The 15461-nt window shown below is 34.3% G+C and carries 14 protein-coding genes and 1 tRNA gene; 6 read left to right on the forward strand and 9 right to left on the reverse strand.

Annotation, left to right across the window (positions count from 1 at the left end; translation table 11 throughout):
* Positions 1–91 precede the first annotated feature (91 nt).
* The 5 genes from SJY34_RS13100 to SJY34_RS13120 all read right to left on the reverse strand — a co-directional run bounded on the left by SJY34_RS13100 (position 92) and on the right by SJY34_RS13120 (position 4157).
* Entirely contained in the window at positions 92–988 is an 897-nt protein-coding gene (locus SJY34_RS13100) for a serine/threonine protein phosphatase (protein WP_400076341.1), read from the reverse strand.
* A gap of 67 nt (positions 989–1055) precedes the next feature.
* Positions 1056–2234 (reverse strand): acyl-CoA dehydrogenase family protein, encoded by a 1179-nt coding sequence (locus tag SJY34_RS13105; protein ID WP_400076343.1) that lies wholly within the window; start codon positions 2232–2234, stop codon positions 1056–1058.
* Between the two features lie 64 nt (positions 2235–2298).
* Positions 2299–3012 (reverse strand): tRNA1(Val) (adenine(37)-N6)-methyltransferase, encoded by a 714-nt coding sequence (locus tag SJY34_RS13110; RefSeq protein ID WP_400076345.1) that lies wholly within the window; start codon positions 3010–3012, stop codon positions 2299–2301.
* Between the two features lie 31 nt (positions 3013–3043).
* Positions 3044–3577: a ribosome maturation factor RimM gene (gene rimM / locus SJY34_RS13115; protein ID WP_400076347.1), complete on the reverse strand. Its 534-nt coding sequence runs from the start codon at positions 3575–3577 to the stop codon at positions 3044–3046.
* A 64-nt stretch (positions 3578–3641) separates the two neighbouring features.
* Positions 3642–4157: a 30S ribosomal protein S16 gene (locus SJY34_RS13120; protein ID WP_400076349.1), complete on the reverse strand. Its 516-nt coding sequence runs from the start codon at positions 4155–4157 to the stop codon at positions 3642–3644.
* Positions 4158–4370: 213 nt separating this feature from the next.
* Between SJY34_RS13120 and SJY34_RS13125 the strand changes: the two genes are divergently transcribed.
* Entirely contained in the window at positions 4371–5660 is a 1290-nt protein-coding gene (locus SJY34_RS13125) for a DUF6252 family protein (RefSeq protein WP_400076351.1), read from the forward strand.
* A gap of 84 nt (positions 5661–5744) precedes the next feature.
* Here SJY34_RS13125 and SJY34_RS13130 read toward each other — a convergent pair whose 3' ends face one another.
* Together SJY34_RS13130 and SJY34_RS13135 are read right to left on the reverse strand one after the other, a co-directional pair.
* Entirely contained in the window at positions 5745–6167 is a 423-nt protein-coding gene (locus SJY34_RS13130; RefSeq protein ID WP_400076353.1) for a hypothetical protein, read from the reverse strand.
* Positions 6168–6235: 68 nt separating this feature from the next.
* Positions 6236–6958, reverse strand: coding sequence for a hypothetical protein (locus tag SJY34_RS13135; protein WP_400076355.1), 723 nt, complete (start codon positions 6956–6958; stop codon positions 6236–6238).
* Positions 6959–7120: 162 nt separating this feature from the next.
* On the opposite strand from SJY34_RS13135, the gene dnaE reads away from it, so the two are divergent.
* On the forward strand, positions 7121–11506 hold the full coding sequence (gene dnaE / locus SJY34_RS13140; protein ID WP_400076357.1) for a DNA polymerase III subunit alpha: 4386 nt from the start codon (positions 7121–7123) through the stop codon (positions 11504–11506).
* A 10-nt stretch (positions 11507–11516) separates the two neighbouring features.
* A complete protein-coding gene (locus tag SJY34_RS13145; RefSeq protein WP_400076359.1) occupies positions 11517–12656 on the forward strand; it encodes a serine hydrolase domain-containing protein in 1140 nt (379 codons plus the stop codon).
* Positions 12657–12663: 7 nt separating this feature from the next.
* On the opposite strand, the gene SJY34_RS13150 is transcribed toward SJY34_RS13145, so the two are convergent.
* Together SJY34_RS13150 and SJY34_RS13155 are read right to left on the reverse strand one after the other, a co-directional pair.
* A complete protein-coding gene (locus SJY34_RS13150; RefSeq protein WP_400076361.1) occupies positions 12664–12990 on the reverse strand; it encodes an ArsR/SmtB family transcription factor in 327 nt (108 codons plus the stop codon).
* Positions 12980–13411: an SRPBCC domain-containing protein gene (locus SJY34_RS13155; protein WP_400076363.1), complete on the reverse strand. Its 432-nt coding sequence runs from the start codon at positions 13409–13411 to the stop codon at positions 12980–12982. The genes SJY34_RS13150 and SJY34_RS13155 overlap by 11 nt, the downstream gene beginning before the upstream one ends.
* Positions 13412–13749: 338 nt before the next feature.
* Between SJY34_RS13155 and trxA the strand changes: the two genes are divergently transcribed.
* From trxA to SJY34_RS13170, 3 genes are all read left to right on the forward strand, one after another.
* Positions 13750–14067: a thioredoxin gene (gene trxA, locus SJY34_RS13160; RefSeq protein WP_400076365.1), complete on the forward strand. Its 318-nt coding sequence runs from the start codon at positions 13750–13752 to the stop codon at positions 14065–14067.
* A gap of 228 nt (positions 14068–14295) precedes the next feature.
* Positions 14296–15225, forward strand: a complete 930-nt coding sequence (locus tag SJY34_RS13165; RefSeq protein ID WP_400076367.1) for a DUF58 domain-containing protein — start codon at positions 14296–14298, stop codon at positions 15223–15225.
* A 76-nt stretch (positions 15226–15301) separates the two neighbouring features.
* Positions 15302–15375 (forward strand) — tRNA-Asp (locus SJY34_RS13170).
* Positions 15376–15461 lie beyond the last annotated feature (86 nt).

Here is a 15461-nt window from a genome sequence, read left to right on the forward strand (position 1 = left end):
TAAAAGCACTAGCATTGGTAGAATCTGTTTTTTCAATTCACGGTTAATTCAGAATCTTTATTCATGAGATTCCTGCCTTCGCAGGAATTTGTTACTCAGTCTTATAATCAATCAATTTAGTTGGCCCTTCCAACAAATAACGATCAATCTTTAAAGTGCCATCTTCAGTAGTAACAATTTGCCATTTAATTAAAGAGATAGCTCCATTTTCAATTTCAATACCTGTGATACTCCTCGGGTGCACACAACTCCCATCATTAAAGAAGGCGATATCACCAGGTTCTGGAAAACGAGGTCTGTGTGTATGACCCATTATAGTAATTAAATTATCGTTTTCAATGATCCATTTTTTGGTTCTACGTTCTACTTTTATTAGTTCTTTATAATTTTTCGCAGGACTCGTAGGATCTGCAATACCCATTACATTTAAAGGTTTCCAAAGAATACGAACCATAAAACGACTCCATTTCCAGAAGAGGTAATTCCACCAATCCGCTTGGTGACCATGAGCTAAAAATAATTCTTGTTCAGTTTCAGAATGTTTTAGAACAATACCTTCATGATATTTTATATCGCAAAACAAGTCTTCGTCTTCTCCAATTTTTGGATCAAAATAAGTTGATAAATGTTTCTCAACATATTTGGGATCGCGATAAACCATGTCGTGGTTTCCCCAAATCATGTGTAAACGCTCTTCATCATGAAATTGTTTCATCAGCATATATACATTCTTATGTGCAAAGAATATAGATTCAAATGATAAGTTCTCCCATAACTCATCACCATCACCCAATTCACAATAACTAAAACCTTCAGAATAATAATGCTTTAAGGCATGAAAATAGATATTTCGATTATTGGCAAAATCATCTGCAAAACTATTGTCTCCACGATGACAATCGCTAAATAAAATGAATTTAGAACTGTTGTCAAACGAAATTCGTTTTGCTGTTTTATACGCTTTGTCTAATCTGGTTTTTGAAGACATAAAGTAAATGTAAACAAAAAATGCTTCCCTAAATGAGAAGCATTTTTATAAACTTTATTTTTAAGATTTACTTAAAAGCATTTAGACCTGTAACATCTAACCCTGTAATAAGTAAATGAATATCGTGCGTACCTTCATAGGTAACAACACTTTCGAGGTTCATCATGTGTCTCATAATAGAGTACTCGCCGCTAATTCCCATTCCACCAAGCATCTGTCTGGCATCACGAGAAATGGTTAATGCCATATCCACATTATTACGCTTTGCCATAGATATTTGAGCTGAGGTTGCAGTACCAGCTTCTCTCATTACACCAAGTCTCCAAGCTAATAGTTGTGCTTTGGTGATTTCAGTAATCATTTCAGCTAATTTCTTTTGTTGTAATTGAAACTGTCCAATAGGTTTACCAAATTGAATTCTTTCTTTACTATATCTAAGAGCTGTGTCATAACAATCCATTGCAGCTCCTATTGCTCCCCAAGCAATACCATAACGCGCAGAATCTAAGCACCCAAGAGGTGCTCCTAAACCTGATTTGTTAGGTAATAGATTTTCTTTTGGAACTTTTACATTATCAAAAATAAGCTCACCAGTCGCTGAGGCACGTAAGGACCATTTATTATGTGTTTCAGGAGTTGAGAAGCCTTCCATACCACGTTCCACTATGAGTCCATGAATTCGTCCTTCTTCATTCTTAGCCCAAACTACTGCGATTTGACAGAATGGTGAATTACTAATCCACATTTTAGCGCCATTTAAAAGATAGTGGTCTCCCATATCTTTAAAATTTGTAGTCATGCCACCAGGATTAGAGCCATGATCTGGTTCGGTTAGTCCAAATGAACCAATCCATTCACCAGAAGCTAATTTTGGTAAGTATTTTTGGCGTTGTTCTTCGTTGCCATATTTCCAGATTGGATACATTACTAAAGACGATTGAACTGAAGCCGTGCTTCGTACACCAGAATCTCCACGCTCAATTTCTTGCATTATCAAGCCATAAGAAATTTGGTCTAAACCCGCTCCGCCATATTCTTCGGGTATATAAGGGCCAAATGCACCAATTTCAGCTAAACCTCCAATAATTGATTTTGGAAATTCTGCTTTTTGAGCAGCTTCTTCAATAATAGGAGAAACATCTCTCTTTACCCATTCTCTTGCTGCGTCTCGCACTAATTTGTGCTCTTCAGAAAGTAATTCATCGAGGTTATAATAATCTGGTGCTTCGAATAAATCTGGCTTCATTTTTATCTTTTAAAGAATTGATAAACAAAAGTAACGAAAACGTTTTCAGTGCACAAAAACTAAGCTACATTTTCAGATAAAAATCTTTGGTAAGATTGATGTAGTCATCTGTGTACTGATGACGCTCGGTTTCAATAACTATTTCGGAGGATTCAATGTTAGAATCGTAAAATGAAAACTCTAAAAGACTTCTTTTAATTTCAGAATTTGGATTCCCTTTTACTCGAAGTGAACGCTTAAGCGACAATCCCACTTTTGAAGCTAAATCAACAAAGTTGTCTTCTTCCTTAAATGGAATTATAACTGAAAAGATACCTTCTTCAGAAAGTAAATTAGCAACAGCATATATGAGATGCTCAAAAGGCATGGCATCTTGAAATCTAGCCAAATCTCTTGAATTATCATTTGTTTTATAATCCTCTGAATAGAATGGAGGGTTACAAATGATGAGATCGAACAAACCTTCAACTTCTTCAACAAATTCTATTAGAGAAGCATGATAGCAAAATAAGCGATCTGCCCATGGCGAGTTTTCAAAATTTTCTGAGCATTGCTCGTAAGCATCTACATCGATTTCAAGAGCTTCAATATTCTGTGCTTGACTTCGTTGAGCAAGCATTAAAGATAAAACGCCTGTACCAGCACCAATATCTAGAATTGAAGATGGTTCGTTGCTAAGTGAAGTCCAAGCACCAAGTAAAACACCATCTGTGCCGATTTTCATAGCACAACGATCTTGATGTATTGTAAATTTTTTGAATTTGAATGGCTTTTCCATAAGAGTTAAAGTCCTTCCTTTTGGGAAGGATTTAGGATGGGCTTATATAGAGTTCAATCAATCCTTCAGGAGTATTTACTTCAATTGCTTTATTCTCTCTATCTACTTTAACTATAAACTCATCATTCATAGGGATTAATATTTCGATGCCATTCCTGTCAATTTCAAACAAAGCTTGCGCCGTAGAATCATTAATACCTTTAAGGATCCCAACTTCCCCAAATTTTTTATCTGTAATGGTATATCCAATCACCTCATGGAAATAAAATTTATTACCTTCAAGTTTTGGTAATAAATCAAGAGGTAAATACAATTCAGTTTTCATAAGAGCATCTGCATCAGCTTCTGTATCTACATCTTCAAACTTTAAACGGAGTAAATCCGATTTGTGCAATTGAGAAGATTCAATAAAAAAAGGTACTAGATTGCCTCTTAAATCTATAAAAATAGCATCCAAATTATCGTATAAGTCGGGTTCATCCGTATCGAGCTTAGCTAAAAGTTCTCCTTTAAAGCTATACTTCTTTACAATTTTGCCTAAATAAAAACAATCGTCTTTTTTCATAAAAACTTGAAAATAAAAAACCCAGACTTAGCAGTCTGGGTTTAAAAGTATAAAAATAAATTTTTTATTCTTCTTCGTTAGATGCTGTTGTTTCATCTGTTGCAACATCTTCTGCTACTTCTTCTTCAACAACAGGAGCAGCTGCAGCGATACGTGCTTCATTTACTGCTTTTTCAGCTTCCAGTGCTAGAGCTTTAGCTTCAGCATCTGCTTTAGATAAACCATCTGCTTTAGCTTGTACTTTAGCCGTTTTTTCTTCTAACCAAGCGTTGAATTTTGTTTCAGCTTGTTCTTCCGTTAAAGCTCCTTTTCTAACTCCACCAGCTAAATGATGTTTTAGCATAGCACCTTTGTAAGATAAAATTGCTTTTGCTGTGTCAGTTGGCTGAGCACCGTTTTGTAACCATGTTACAGCACCATCAACATCTAATTCGATAGTTGCAGGATTTGTGTTTGGATTGTAAGCACCTAGTTTCTCTAAGTATTTACCATCTCTTTTAGCGCGAGAATCCGCTGCTACGATCCAGTAGTAAGGTTTTCCTTTTTTACCGTGTCTTTGTAATCTAATTTTTACAGGCATAATAATTAATTAGTGAGGTTCACGACCTCTGTTATTAATGAGGGCGCAAAGATACTATATTTTTTTAATTTTCAATGTTTTAATTTACTTTAACTGAAAGAATTTTACTTTGCTAAAAGAGAATTTGAGATCGGCTCAGTTTTAAAAATTATTATACTTTTGATATTCTTGTTTCGTTATATTTGAAGCAAATAAAAATACGCTCTAAAAAAGATGAAAAAACTAATTCTCCTAACCTTTGTTTTTTTAACACTATATAGTTGTGGTGATGAAGTACAGTTCAATTCTCCTGCCTTCCAAGGTGACAGAGAAAACGCGCTCTGGAGAGCTAAAGGCTTTTCTGCTAGTATTTCAACAGATGGATTTTTAACCATCACAGGAACAAACAATTCTGAAAAAGTCATTCTTAGCATACCATCTGTTAGTGAATCTAAATTTATACTTGGTGATGTTGAGACTATAGAAGCACAATATATCGATGGAGTTGAAACTATTTTTTCAACAAATAATAGACCAGATGAAAGCGTATCGATTTATCCTGAACTGGGTGAAATTGTTATAGAAGAAATAGACTTTACGCTCAAAACATTTACTGGCACATACAGGTTTTTAGCTTTTGATGCTTCTGGATTAAATTCAGTTGGATTTACCAATGGAATTTTCTATAAAGTACCACTTGCTTTTGGAGAAATACCAACAAATCCAATGACATGTATGGATGCGGAGCAGGCTGCAGATATAGCAAGGATGACGTACGAAGCAGCTTTTGCTTCAGAGTTAGAGTTTATAGACAGTGATGATTATGAAGCTGCGTGTACCGCTTATATAAATGCATTAAACGATCAACGTACATTTTGTGGCGACCCAGATGGTGCCCTTAAAAATAGAATTGATGTTTTAGGAACTTGTCAAATAACTTGCGAACAAGCAACTGCAAATAGAGATGAAGCCGAATCACAATACATCACAGCAACAATTGGCAATTTTGATGAAAAATGTTCACAATACCTGTTTTACTTGCAGGAACAGATTGATTTTTGTGGTGATACAGATGGAAGCATTCAGGCCGAAATAGACGGTTTAAACTGTGATGATGATGATGGAGACGGAGTGCCTAATGCCTTTGAAGATTTTAATGGTGATGGTGATATTACTAATGATGATACTGATGGTGATGGTACGGCAAATTATTTAGATGATGATGATGATGGTGATGGAGTGCTAACAGCAGATGAGGCTGTAGACGCAAATGGGAATCCTATAGATACAGATGGTGATGGTGATGTAAATTATTTAGACAATGATGATGATGGTGATGGTTTATTCTCAAATTTTGAAACTGGTGATACAGATGGAAATGGTGTAGCAGATTATTTGGATAATGATGATGATGGTGATACTATTTTAACTATTAATGAAAATGCAGATCCTAATGCAGATGGAAATCCAGTTGATGCTTTAGATTCTGATGCTAACGGTACACCTGATTATTTGCAAGCTTAGTAGATAGTGAATTATAAATTATAAATGATAACTTTATAAGCATCGCTCAAATGAAGCGGTGTTTTTTGTTTCCAATTTAATTTATTAGAGCATAACTGCTCTAGCTAATTTCATATTAATTTTGTTTGGAACGTAAGTGTGTCTAGAAAGCATACACTTGAATATTGTTATTGTAATACCATTAAACTTAATACTTACATCTTCTAAGTTTATTGTTAATTTTTCTAATTCTTCTTTAATTTTAATGTAATCTTGGGTTTTTATGAAGCTATTTTTCTTTTCATTCCATAATTTAATCAATTCTTCATCTTTAAAGATCAAAACGAAATCTTCAACAATACAGCCTTTTCTCCAATAGACTTCAACATCGAAAATATCGTTCAGTTTTGTTTTTTTGAATCTCTTATTGAATTCTTTGTATAAAGCAATTGCTATTTCTTCATAAGTTTCATTATTAAAATCTACAAGAAATAAATTGGTTTGAATAGTTATTGAGAATGGTTGCATATTATCAGTCTGTGAAAGTTTAGTGGCGTGAGCAAAGTTGTAAAAATAATTAAATTAATAAAAATCACTTACTTTAAATCTTTGATTTTGTTCCAATTATGAATAAAAATTTTTCTTGAAGTAATAATAAATTCTTGCCTAGCCGATTTTAAATCATTAATTTCTATCTCATCTTTATTTTGGTTTACAACTAAAATCATTTTATTTACAGCATCCATGAGAGCTTTATGTTCCTTTTTTTCAGGATTTGTCATTAACTCTATCTTGAATTTTGTTTGATAAATTTTATCTAAATAACTTCTTTTATCATCTTCTGAAAAACTGTCTTCCTGAATCATCATAATTGTATAACTCAAATACTGACTTAGAGTATCTCTTAATTCATTAATCCATTCCTGTCTATTTTTAGTAGCTACCGTTGCTTTAAATTGAGTTAAAGTTGACTCCTTATCACTTTCAATTTGAAGTTTGATATTTTCTTGCGCACCAGATATTTGATTTGAAATATTCACTTCATTAGATCTTTTTAAGTCATTGGAGATTTTGATGTTTACAATAGCAGATATTATTCCAATTAATAAAGCAGCAACCCAAGGCATATTTTTTTCAAATAAGGTATTATCATTTTCAGTGTCATTAATTGTCTCTATCTTAAGTTTATCTGGTAGCTCTAAGTTGATGACGTGTGGTTGTTGAGTTGCAGTTTTGTTCTCTGTTTCTGTTAATTGATTGACATTTGTTGTTGAAAATGAGATAAATAATAGTGTGGTAATAACTAATTTAATTGACATAGTTTTAAAGACGAGTATTTGTTAGAAAATTCTATGAAAATTCAAAATAATAAATTAAAGCCAATCTTATATTTTTTGTTTACAACTGTTCATAACTTTCAATAAGAAAAACTACAATATTTCTTAATTTTAATGCTTCTATTTTTACATTATAAGGGCTCTATGTATTTAATATTCGATACCGAAACCACAGGTTTGCCAAAGCGTTGGGACGCACCAATAACTGATACAGATAATTGGCCAAGATGTATTCAAATTGCATGGCAGTTGCATGATGCTATGGGTAATTGTATTGAGCATCAGGATTATTTGGTAAAACCAGATGGTTTTAATATTCCCTATGACGCTGAAAAGATTCATGGGATTTCTACAGAATTAGCTCAAGAACAAGGCGTATCGCTTTCTGAAGTTTTAGAAAAGTTCAATACCGCATTATCAAAAACGAAATTTGTAGTTGGACAAAATGTAAAGTTCGATTTGAATATTATGGGAGCTGAATTTGTGCGCAAAGATGTTACAAATCCTCTTCAGGAATTACCTGTTTTAGATACCTGTACAGAGCACACGGCTAGTTTATGTCAAATTCCGGGTGGTCGCTATGGAAAGTTTAAACTTCCAACATTAACCGAATTACACCAGTTTTTATTTAATACACCATTTGCAGAAGCTCACAATGCTACAGCCGATGTTGAGGCAACGACACGCTGTTTTTTCGAATTAATCAGAAAACAACAATACACCAAGGAACAACTTGATGTTCAGCCTGATTATTTCGAAAAGTTTTCTGAAGAAAATCCAGATACGATTCAGCTTATTGGATTAAAACATATTAATCTAAAACGCGAAAGTGCTAAGATTAATGAACGACTCCAAAAAGAACAAGTTGATTCAGTTCCGACAGAAACAAATAAAGCAGCGGTTTCAAAATTAGCTGAGGTTGATTTTGTACACCTGCATAATCATTCTCAGTTTTCTATTCTTCAATCGACAATAAGTATTAAGGATTTGGTGTCTGCAGTAGCAAAGGAGAATATGCCAGCTGTGGCTTTGACAGATCATGGTAACATGATGGGAGCATTCCATTTTGTAAGTGCTGTTGGTAATCATAATAAAAGTGTAAAAGCACAACATGCTGAAGCTGAAGAAAACGGCGAAGAAAAGAAAGGAAAGCTTATAAAACCAATTATTGGTTGTGAATTTTTTGTTTGCGAAAATCATACAGACAAAACTAGAAAAGACAATGGCTATCAAATTGTGTTAATGGCTAAGAATAAAAATGGCTATCACAATCTGGCTAAATTATCTTCTGCAGCCTTTACGGATGGCTTTTATTATGTGCCTAGAATTGATAAAAATCTTATTGAACAATATAAAGAAGACCTTATCTGCTTAACAGGAAACCTATATGGTGAAGTGCCAAGCAAAGTTTTGAATGTTGGTGAAAATCAGGCAGAAGAGGCCTTGTTATGGTGGAAAGAAACATTTCAAAATGATTTGTATATCGAACTGATGCGTCATAATCAGGAAGATGAAAATAGAGTTAATCCTGTTCTGATTCAGTTAGCTAAAAAGCACGATGTTAAATTGGTGGCAACCAATAACACCTATTATGTTGAGCAAGAAAATGCCAATGCACATGATATTTTACTCTGTGTAAAAGATGGTGAAAAACAAGCGACGCCAATTGGACGTGGACGTGGTTATCGTTATGGTTTACCAAATCAAGAATACTACTTTAAGTCTTCAGAAGAAATGAAGGCTCTGTTTAGAGATGTGCCTGAAGCGATTGTGAATGTCCAAGACGTTGTAGATAAGATTGAACCTTATGAATTAGCACGAGATGTATTATTACCTGCTTTCGATATTCCAAATGAATTTAAGCACGAAGATGATGAAGCAGATGGAGGTAAACGTGGGGAAAATGCCTATTTAAAGCATTTGACCTATGAAGGCGCCAAAAAACGTTATGGAGACATTACACCAGAAATAAAGGAACGTTTAGATTTTGAATTGAGCGTTATTGAAAATACGGGTTATCCAGGTTACTTCTTAATTGTTGAAGATTTTATTCGTGAGGCTCGAAATATGGACGTTTCCGTTGGTCCTGGTCGTGGTTCTGCAGCAGGTTCTGTAGTAGCGTATTGCCTTTGGATTACAAATATTGACCCGATTAAGTACGATTTGCTTTTTGAGCGATTCTTAAATCCAGATCGTGTGAGTATGCCAGATATCGATATCGATTTTGATGATGAAGGTCGTGGTCGTGTTATGGATTATGTCATTAACAAATATGGTTCTAATCAAGTGGCTCAAATTATCACCTACGGAACGATGGCTGCAAAATCATCCATTAGAGATACTGCCAGAGTTTTAGATTTACCGCTTGGTGATGCAGATCGTATTTCGAAGTTGATTCCCACGATGTCTAAACTCGGTAAGATATTTGGACTCTCTGAAAAAGACTTAGTAAAGAAATTTAGGGCTGAAGATTTAGAAAAAGTCAACGAACTTCTAAATATTTCGGATGGTGAAGATTTACAGGCTGAAACTGTGAATCAGGCAAGAGTGTTGGAGGGTTCCGTTCGTAATACAGGTATTCATGCCTGTGGTGTGATTATTACTCCAGGAGATATTACTAATTATGTGCCTGTTGCTTTAGCTAAGGATTCCGATTTATATGTCACGCAGTTTGATAATTCTGTCGTTGAAAGTGCAGGTTTATTGAAGATGGATTTCTTAGGATTAAAGACCTTAACTTTAATTAAGGACACGGTTAAAATTGTAAAAGCAAAACATGGTATCGAGCTCGATCCAGAGAATTTTCCGTTAGATGATGAGGAAACCTATGCCTTATTCCAACGTGGGGAAACGGTCGGGATATTTCAGTATGAATCTCCTGGAATGCAGAAGCATATGAAGAATCTTAAGCCAACGGTTTTTGATGATTTAATTGCCATGAATGCCTTGTATCGTCCGGGTCCTATGGAATATATTCCTAGTTTTATTGCACGAAAGCATGGTGATGAAGAGATAGACTACGATTTACCAGAAATGGAAGAGTATCTCAAAGAAACCTATGGGATTACAGTCTACCAAGAGCAGGTAATGCTTTTGTCTCAGAAGCTAGCAGATTTCACTAAAGGTGAAGCCGATGTTTTGAGAAAAGCCATGGGTAAAAAGCAGATTGCGGTTCTCGATAAAATGAAACCAAAATTTATTGAGCAAGCTGGAGCCAAAGGTTTAGATAAAGATAAACTAGAAAAAATCTGGAAAGATTGGGAAGCTTTTGCAAGTTATGCCTTTAACAAATCACACTCCACTTGTTATGCTTGGATTGCCTATCAAACAGCATATTTAAAAGCGCATTATCCTGCAGAATATATGGCTGCAGTGCTTTCTAATAATATGAACGATATTAAGTCTGTTACCTTTTTTATGGAAGAATGCAAACGTATGCGTTTGCCTGTTTTAGGGCCAGATGTTAATGAGAGTTATTACAAATTTTCTGTAAATAAAGATAATGCTGTTCGTTTTGGAATGGGAGCTATAAAGGGTGTTGGTCATGGAGCTGTAATGACCATTGTTGAAGGCCGAAAAGAAGACGGAAACTATAAATCCATTTTTGACTTGGCAAAGCGTATCGATTTGCGGGCTGCTAATAAAAAGGCCTTTGAAGGTTTAGCCAATGCTGGTGGTTTTGATTGTTTCTCTGATACACATCGCGCACAATATTTTGCGCACGATGGAGATGGGATTACCTTTTTAGAAAAAGCCGTTAAGTATGGAGCCAAACACCAAGAAAATGAAAATTCTGCACAGATAAGTATGTTTGGTGCTGCTAGTGACGTTCAGATAGCAGAACCGATAGTTCCACCTTGTGAAGATTGGGGAACAATGGAAAAATTATCTCGTGAAAAAGAAGTGGTTGGCATTTATATATCTGGTCATCCTTTAGATGATTTTAAAATTGAAATGAAAACATTTTGCAATGGAACTATTGCTTTATTTAACGATTTAAATTCTGTTTTGAATCGTGAGATTACTTTTGGTGGAGTAGTAACCGATGTACAACATCGTGTGAGTAAGCAAGGAAAAGGTTGGGCACTGTTTACGATTGAAGATTATACAGATAGTTTTGAGTTTAGAATCTTTGGGGAAGACTATTTAAAATTTAGACATTTCTTTGTAGTGAACTCTTTTGTTTATGTAAGAGCTTTTATCAAAGAAGGGTGGGTAAATAGAGACACTGGTAAAAAAGGAGAACCAAGAATTCAGTTTAATAGTTTTCAGTTGTTGCATGATGTTATGGATACCTATGCTAAAAAGTTATCTATTCAATTAAATATTGATGATTTAGGTGAAGGTAAAATCACAAAGCTTCACGATTTATTAAGAATCCATGAAGGCAGTAACACCCTCAATTTTGTGGTGTATGATAATAAAGAAAAAATTAAAGTACAAATGCCAAGTCGCAAGCAGAAAGTTAAGATTTCTCAAGAACTGTTGCATGAACTTAAAGAGCATGACGTTAGGTACAAGTTGAATTAGCAATCTGGTTATGAAAAATATTCAAATTCTATGTATTCTATTATTAATAGTGATTTTTGGTTGTAAAGATCAGAAGGAAGTTACAGTCCAAATAGATGATAAAATTGAAGCTTTTCAATCCATATTAGATTCTATTTATGCTCAGAATAAAGATGCAGTTGGTTTGATGGTTCATATAGAAGCGCCAGATAAAAAGATTTCATGGAGTGGAGCAGCAGGTGTTTCAGATAAAAGAGGAACTCAACTTGAGATAGATCATCCCGTTTTGATTGCAAGTAATACCAAAACTTATGTGAGTACTTCGATATTAAGGTTAGTAGAGCAATCTAAGTTGAATTTAAGCCAAGCTATTGATACTTTAATTTTTGAGGAAACTAATATATTGCTTAAGTCAGATGGCTATAGTACTTCAGATATTACGTTGACTCAATTACTAAATCATACAAGTGGTATTTATGATTATGCTGGTACAGACAATTATATGCAAATGATTAAGGATAACCCAAAGCATAGGTATACTAGAAACGAGCAAATTGAGATGGCTATGACAATGGGAAATCCTCTAGGAGGTGCTGGCGAGGTTTTTGCATATGCAGATACCAATTATTTACTGCTAACAGAAATTATAGAAGGTATAACTGAGAAACCTTTCTATACGTCGATGCGTGATTTAATTAACTATGATAAACTTGGGATGACGACAACTTTGTTCTCTACTTTAGAAACGTATCCTAAAGATTTAAAACCATTAGCACATCAATATTGGACTTCAGAAGGTTTTGATAGTTATGAAATTGATCATTCTTTTGATTTATTTGGAGGAGGAGGAATTGCTTCGACAACTAAAGATTTGGCTGTTTTTTCTCAAAGTTTATTTACAAACAAGATTTTTGAAAAAACAGAAACCTTAGATTTAATTTATACCAAAGCCAATCCAAAACAAAAAATGGAAGGCGATTATTATTTAGGTTTATCATCAATTGATGTTGATGGTGTACAAGGATATGGTCATGGAGGATTTTGGGGAACAGCTGTGAATTATTTCCCCGAAATCAATACAAGTATCGCCATATTTATTTTAGATAGGGATAAAAGAGCATTACGTTTAGATATTAATAGACAAATGGTCAAACAATTATCTCAGCTATAATTAAGTATTAAACTTTCTTTCCATCCAAATAGTTTCCTAAATTATCTAAAGAATCATCCCAAAACTGAGAATAAAATTGGATCCATTTGTTCACTTCTTTTAACGGTTTAGGATCTGCGTAGCAGAATCGATTTCGACCTTGCTCGTCCATTTGTACAAGTCCAGCATCATTGAGTATTTTAATATGTTTGGTTACACCTTGTCTGGTCATTTCAAACTGATTTGATATTTGAGTGATAGATAACGCCGAGGTAGCAATCACTAAGGCGTGAAAAATGTCACGCCTTGTTGGATCTGCAATAGCTTTAAATAATTTGGTGATATTATCTTGCATTTACTTCTTCCTTTAAATAGCTGGTTAAACCATTAATGCAATTATCCCAACCACCATTAAAACTCTCAAACATAGCAATGGCAGTTTCGCCTGCATAATTTTCAATACCAGAATGTTCTAAATGTAGTTTGGTTGAATTGCCGAGATCTTCTAATGTCCAGGTTACGGTAGTTTCTACTTTAGTGTCACCTACAATCCAAGTATAAATTAATTTATAAGGATTAGCTTCTTTTACAGTTCCGCTTATTGTTGTACAGCCTTTTTCGTTAGGTTCTGAAGTGAATAGATATTGATATCCTTCTTCAGCTTTAAAATCGGCCTGAATAAACCATGTTGAAATTTCTTCGGCTTTTGTAATGGCGTTCCAGATCTGATCAATAGAGTGATTGAATACCTTTTCTTTTGTGATTGTTTTAGTCATAGTGTTCGTTTTTTAGATTTACCTGCCTATCGGCAGACAGATATGCAACTTTATGGTTGCTAAATTAAACAAAATATTTTAATAAGCAACTAAAAAGTTGCATAATTAGTTCTGAGTTTGCGCAAAGGATGGAATACTTCGACTACACTCAGCACAGACTAACTGTTTGAGCTCCTCACAAAGAGTGAGTAGTGAGAGCCTGGTTTATGCGTCCAAATGACAATTATACTGTCAGTCAATAATGTCATAATCAAATCAAATACTGCCAATGTAAGGTTTGGCATTTTTTTTGACTAATTTTGTGTAATCAAAGTAGAATACAATTAAAATTAAATATTATGGCATTAGAAATAACAGATGCAACTTTTGAAGAAACAGTATTAAAGAGCGATAAACCAGTAATGGTTGATTTTTGGGCAGCATGGTGTGGACCTTGTCGTATGGTGGGACCAATCATTGATGAGATTAGTACTGAGTACGATGGTAAGGCTATAGTTGGTAAAGTAGATGTTGATGCAAATCAGGAATTTGCAGCTAAATACGGAGTAAGAAACATACCGACAGTATTAGTTTTTCAAAACGGAGAAGTTGTAGGTCGTCAAGTTGGTGTAGCACCTAAGAATGCTTATTCTGACGCTATCGACGCACTTTTATAGTCTATACTCTAAAAGAAATGATAAAAGGTTTGTCTATACGGCAAACCTTTTTTAGTTTCAACTATATTTTAAATGAAGAGACTTTGTCGGGTTGAGTATTGCCGAGTTTAAAATATATTTTGAACGAAGGTAGCTTGCGTAGTAAGTCGATAAATCTAACTTTTGAGAAAGATTGCATTTCGACTACGCTCAATGTGACAGTTAATTATAATTTAGACTTTTAGAAATTTGAACATACAACAAGAACTCAATAAAGCAGGTGGTTTTAAAAACCTAGAATTGTTAGCCAAACAAGTGGTTGAGGGTTTTATTGCAGGTATGCATAAAAGTCCGTTTCATGGGTTTTCGGCTGAATTTGCTGAACATAAAATATATAATCAAGGTGAGAGTACTAAGCATATAGACTGGAAGCTCTATGCTAAAACAGATTGTTTATATACAAAACGATATGATGAAGAAACCAATTTGCGTTGTCATCTCATAGTGGATAATAGTAGTTCTATGCATTATCCAGAATCTGGGGGAACTTCAATAGACAATCTTAATAAAATTGCATTTTCAGCTCTTGCAAGTGCATCCTTAATGCATATTCTTAAAAAGCAGCGTGATGCTGTTGGATTAAGTATTTATAGTGATACTTACGATTTTTATTCACCTGAAAAAGGTAGTGAACGTCATCACCAGATGTTATTGAATAAATTAAGTGAAGCTGTTATAGGTAAACCAGACACTAAAACCACAGAGACTTACAGATACTTGCATCAGATTGCCGAGAAAATTCATCGCAGATCATTGATTTTTGTGTTTACAGATATGTTTCAAACGTCGGAGGATGATGAAAAACTGTTTGAAGCTCTAAGACATTTAAAGCATAATAAGCATGAGGTCGTTTTATTTCATGTTTTTGATAAAGCAAAGGAATTAACTTTTGATTTTGATAATAGGCCAAAACGATTTATTGATATAGAAACGGGAGAATACATCAATTTATATCCAGATAACGTAAAGGATAACTACGAAAAAGCTGTTAAAGACTACTTTAATAGCTTAAGATTAAAGTGCGGTCAATACAGAATAAAGTATGTAGAAGCTGATATTAATGCTGGGTTTAATCAGATACTTACGACGTACATGATAGAGCGTCAAAAATTTGTTTAGATTTTTGTTTGTGAAATTAAAAATGCAATGTATATTTGCCCCTGCTTGCCGCGAGGCAGGCTCGCAATTATGCAACGGTCTGGTAGTTCAGCTGGTTAGAATGTCGCCCTGTCACGGCGAAGGTCGCGGGTTCGAGTCCCGTCCAGACCGCTAAAATTGCAAAATTAAAGCTTCAAGAAATTGAGGCTTTTTTTAAAGCAATTGTAAAATGTTGTGTTGTTCCGATTAAAATCGGA

Source organism: Winogradskyella sp. R77965 (genome assembly GCF_044594915.1).
GTDB lineage: Bacteria > Bacteroidota > Bacteroidia > Flavobacteriales > Flavobacteriaceae > Winogradskyella.

Excerpts from the sequence above, each read along its gene's own strand:
- SJY34_RS13100 (WP_400076341.1), bottom strand. The coding sequence starts at position 988 with ATGTCTTCAAAAACCAGATTAGACAAAGCGTATAAAACAGCAAAACGA.
- SJY34_RS13105 (WP_400076343.1), bottom strand. The coding sequence starts at position 2,234 with ATGAAGCCAGATTTATTCGAAGCACCAGATTATTATAACCTCGATGAA.
- SJY34_RS13110 (WP_400076345.1), bottom strand. The coding sequence starts at position 3,012 with ATGGAAAAGCCATTCAAATTCAAAAAATTTACAATACATCAAGATCGT.
- rimM (WP_400076347.1), bottom strand. The coding sequence starts at position 3,577 with ATGAAAAAAGACGATTGTTTTTATTTAGGCAAAATTGTAAAGAAGTAT.
- SJY34_RS13120 (WP_400076349.1), bottom strand. The coding sequence starts at position 4,157 with ATGCCTGTAAAAATTAGATTACAAAGACACGGTAAAAAAGGAAAACCT.
- SJY34_RS13125 (WP_400076351.1), top strand. The coding sequence starts at position 4,371 with ATGAAAAAACTAATTCTCCTAACCTTTGTTTTTTTAACACTATATAGT.
- SJY34_RS13130 (WP_400076353.1), bottom strand. The coding sequence starts at position 6,167 with ATGCAACCATTCTCAATAACTATTCAAACCAATTTATTTCTTGTAGAT.
- SJY34_RS13135 (WP_400076355.1), bottom strand. The coding sequence starts at position 6,958 with ATGTCAATTAAATTAGTTATTACCACACTATTATTTATCTCATTTTCA.
- dnaE (WP_400076357.1), top strand. The coding sequence starts at position 7,121 with ATGTATTTAATATTCGATACCGAAACCACAGGTTTGCCAAAGCGTTGG.
- SJY34_RS13145 (WP_400076359.1), top strand. The coding sequence starts at position 11,517 with ATGAAAAATATTCAAATTCTATGTATTCTATTATTAATAGTGATTTTT.
- SJY34_RS13150 (WP_400076361.1), bottom strand. The coding sequence starts at position 12,990 with ATGCAAGATAATATCACCAAATTATTTAAAGCTATTGCAGATCCAACA.
- SJY34_RS13155 (WP_400076363.1), bottom strand. The coding sequence starts at position 13,411 with ATGACTAAAACAATCACAAAAGAAAAGGTATTCAATCACTCTATTGAT.
- trxA (WP_400076365.1), top strand. The coding sequence starts at position 13,750 with ATGGCATTAGAAATAACAGATGCAACTTTTGAAGAAACAGTATTAAAG.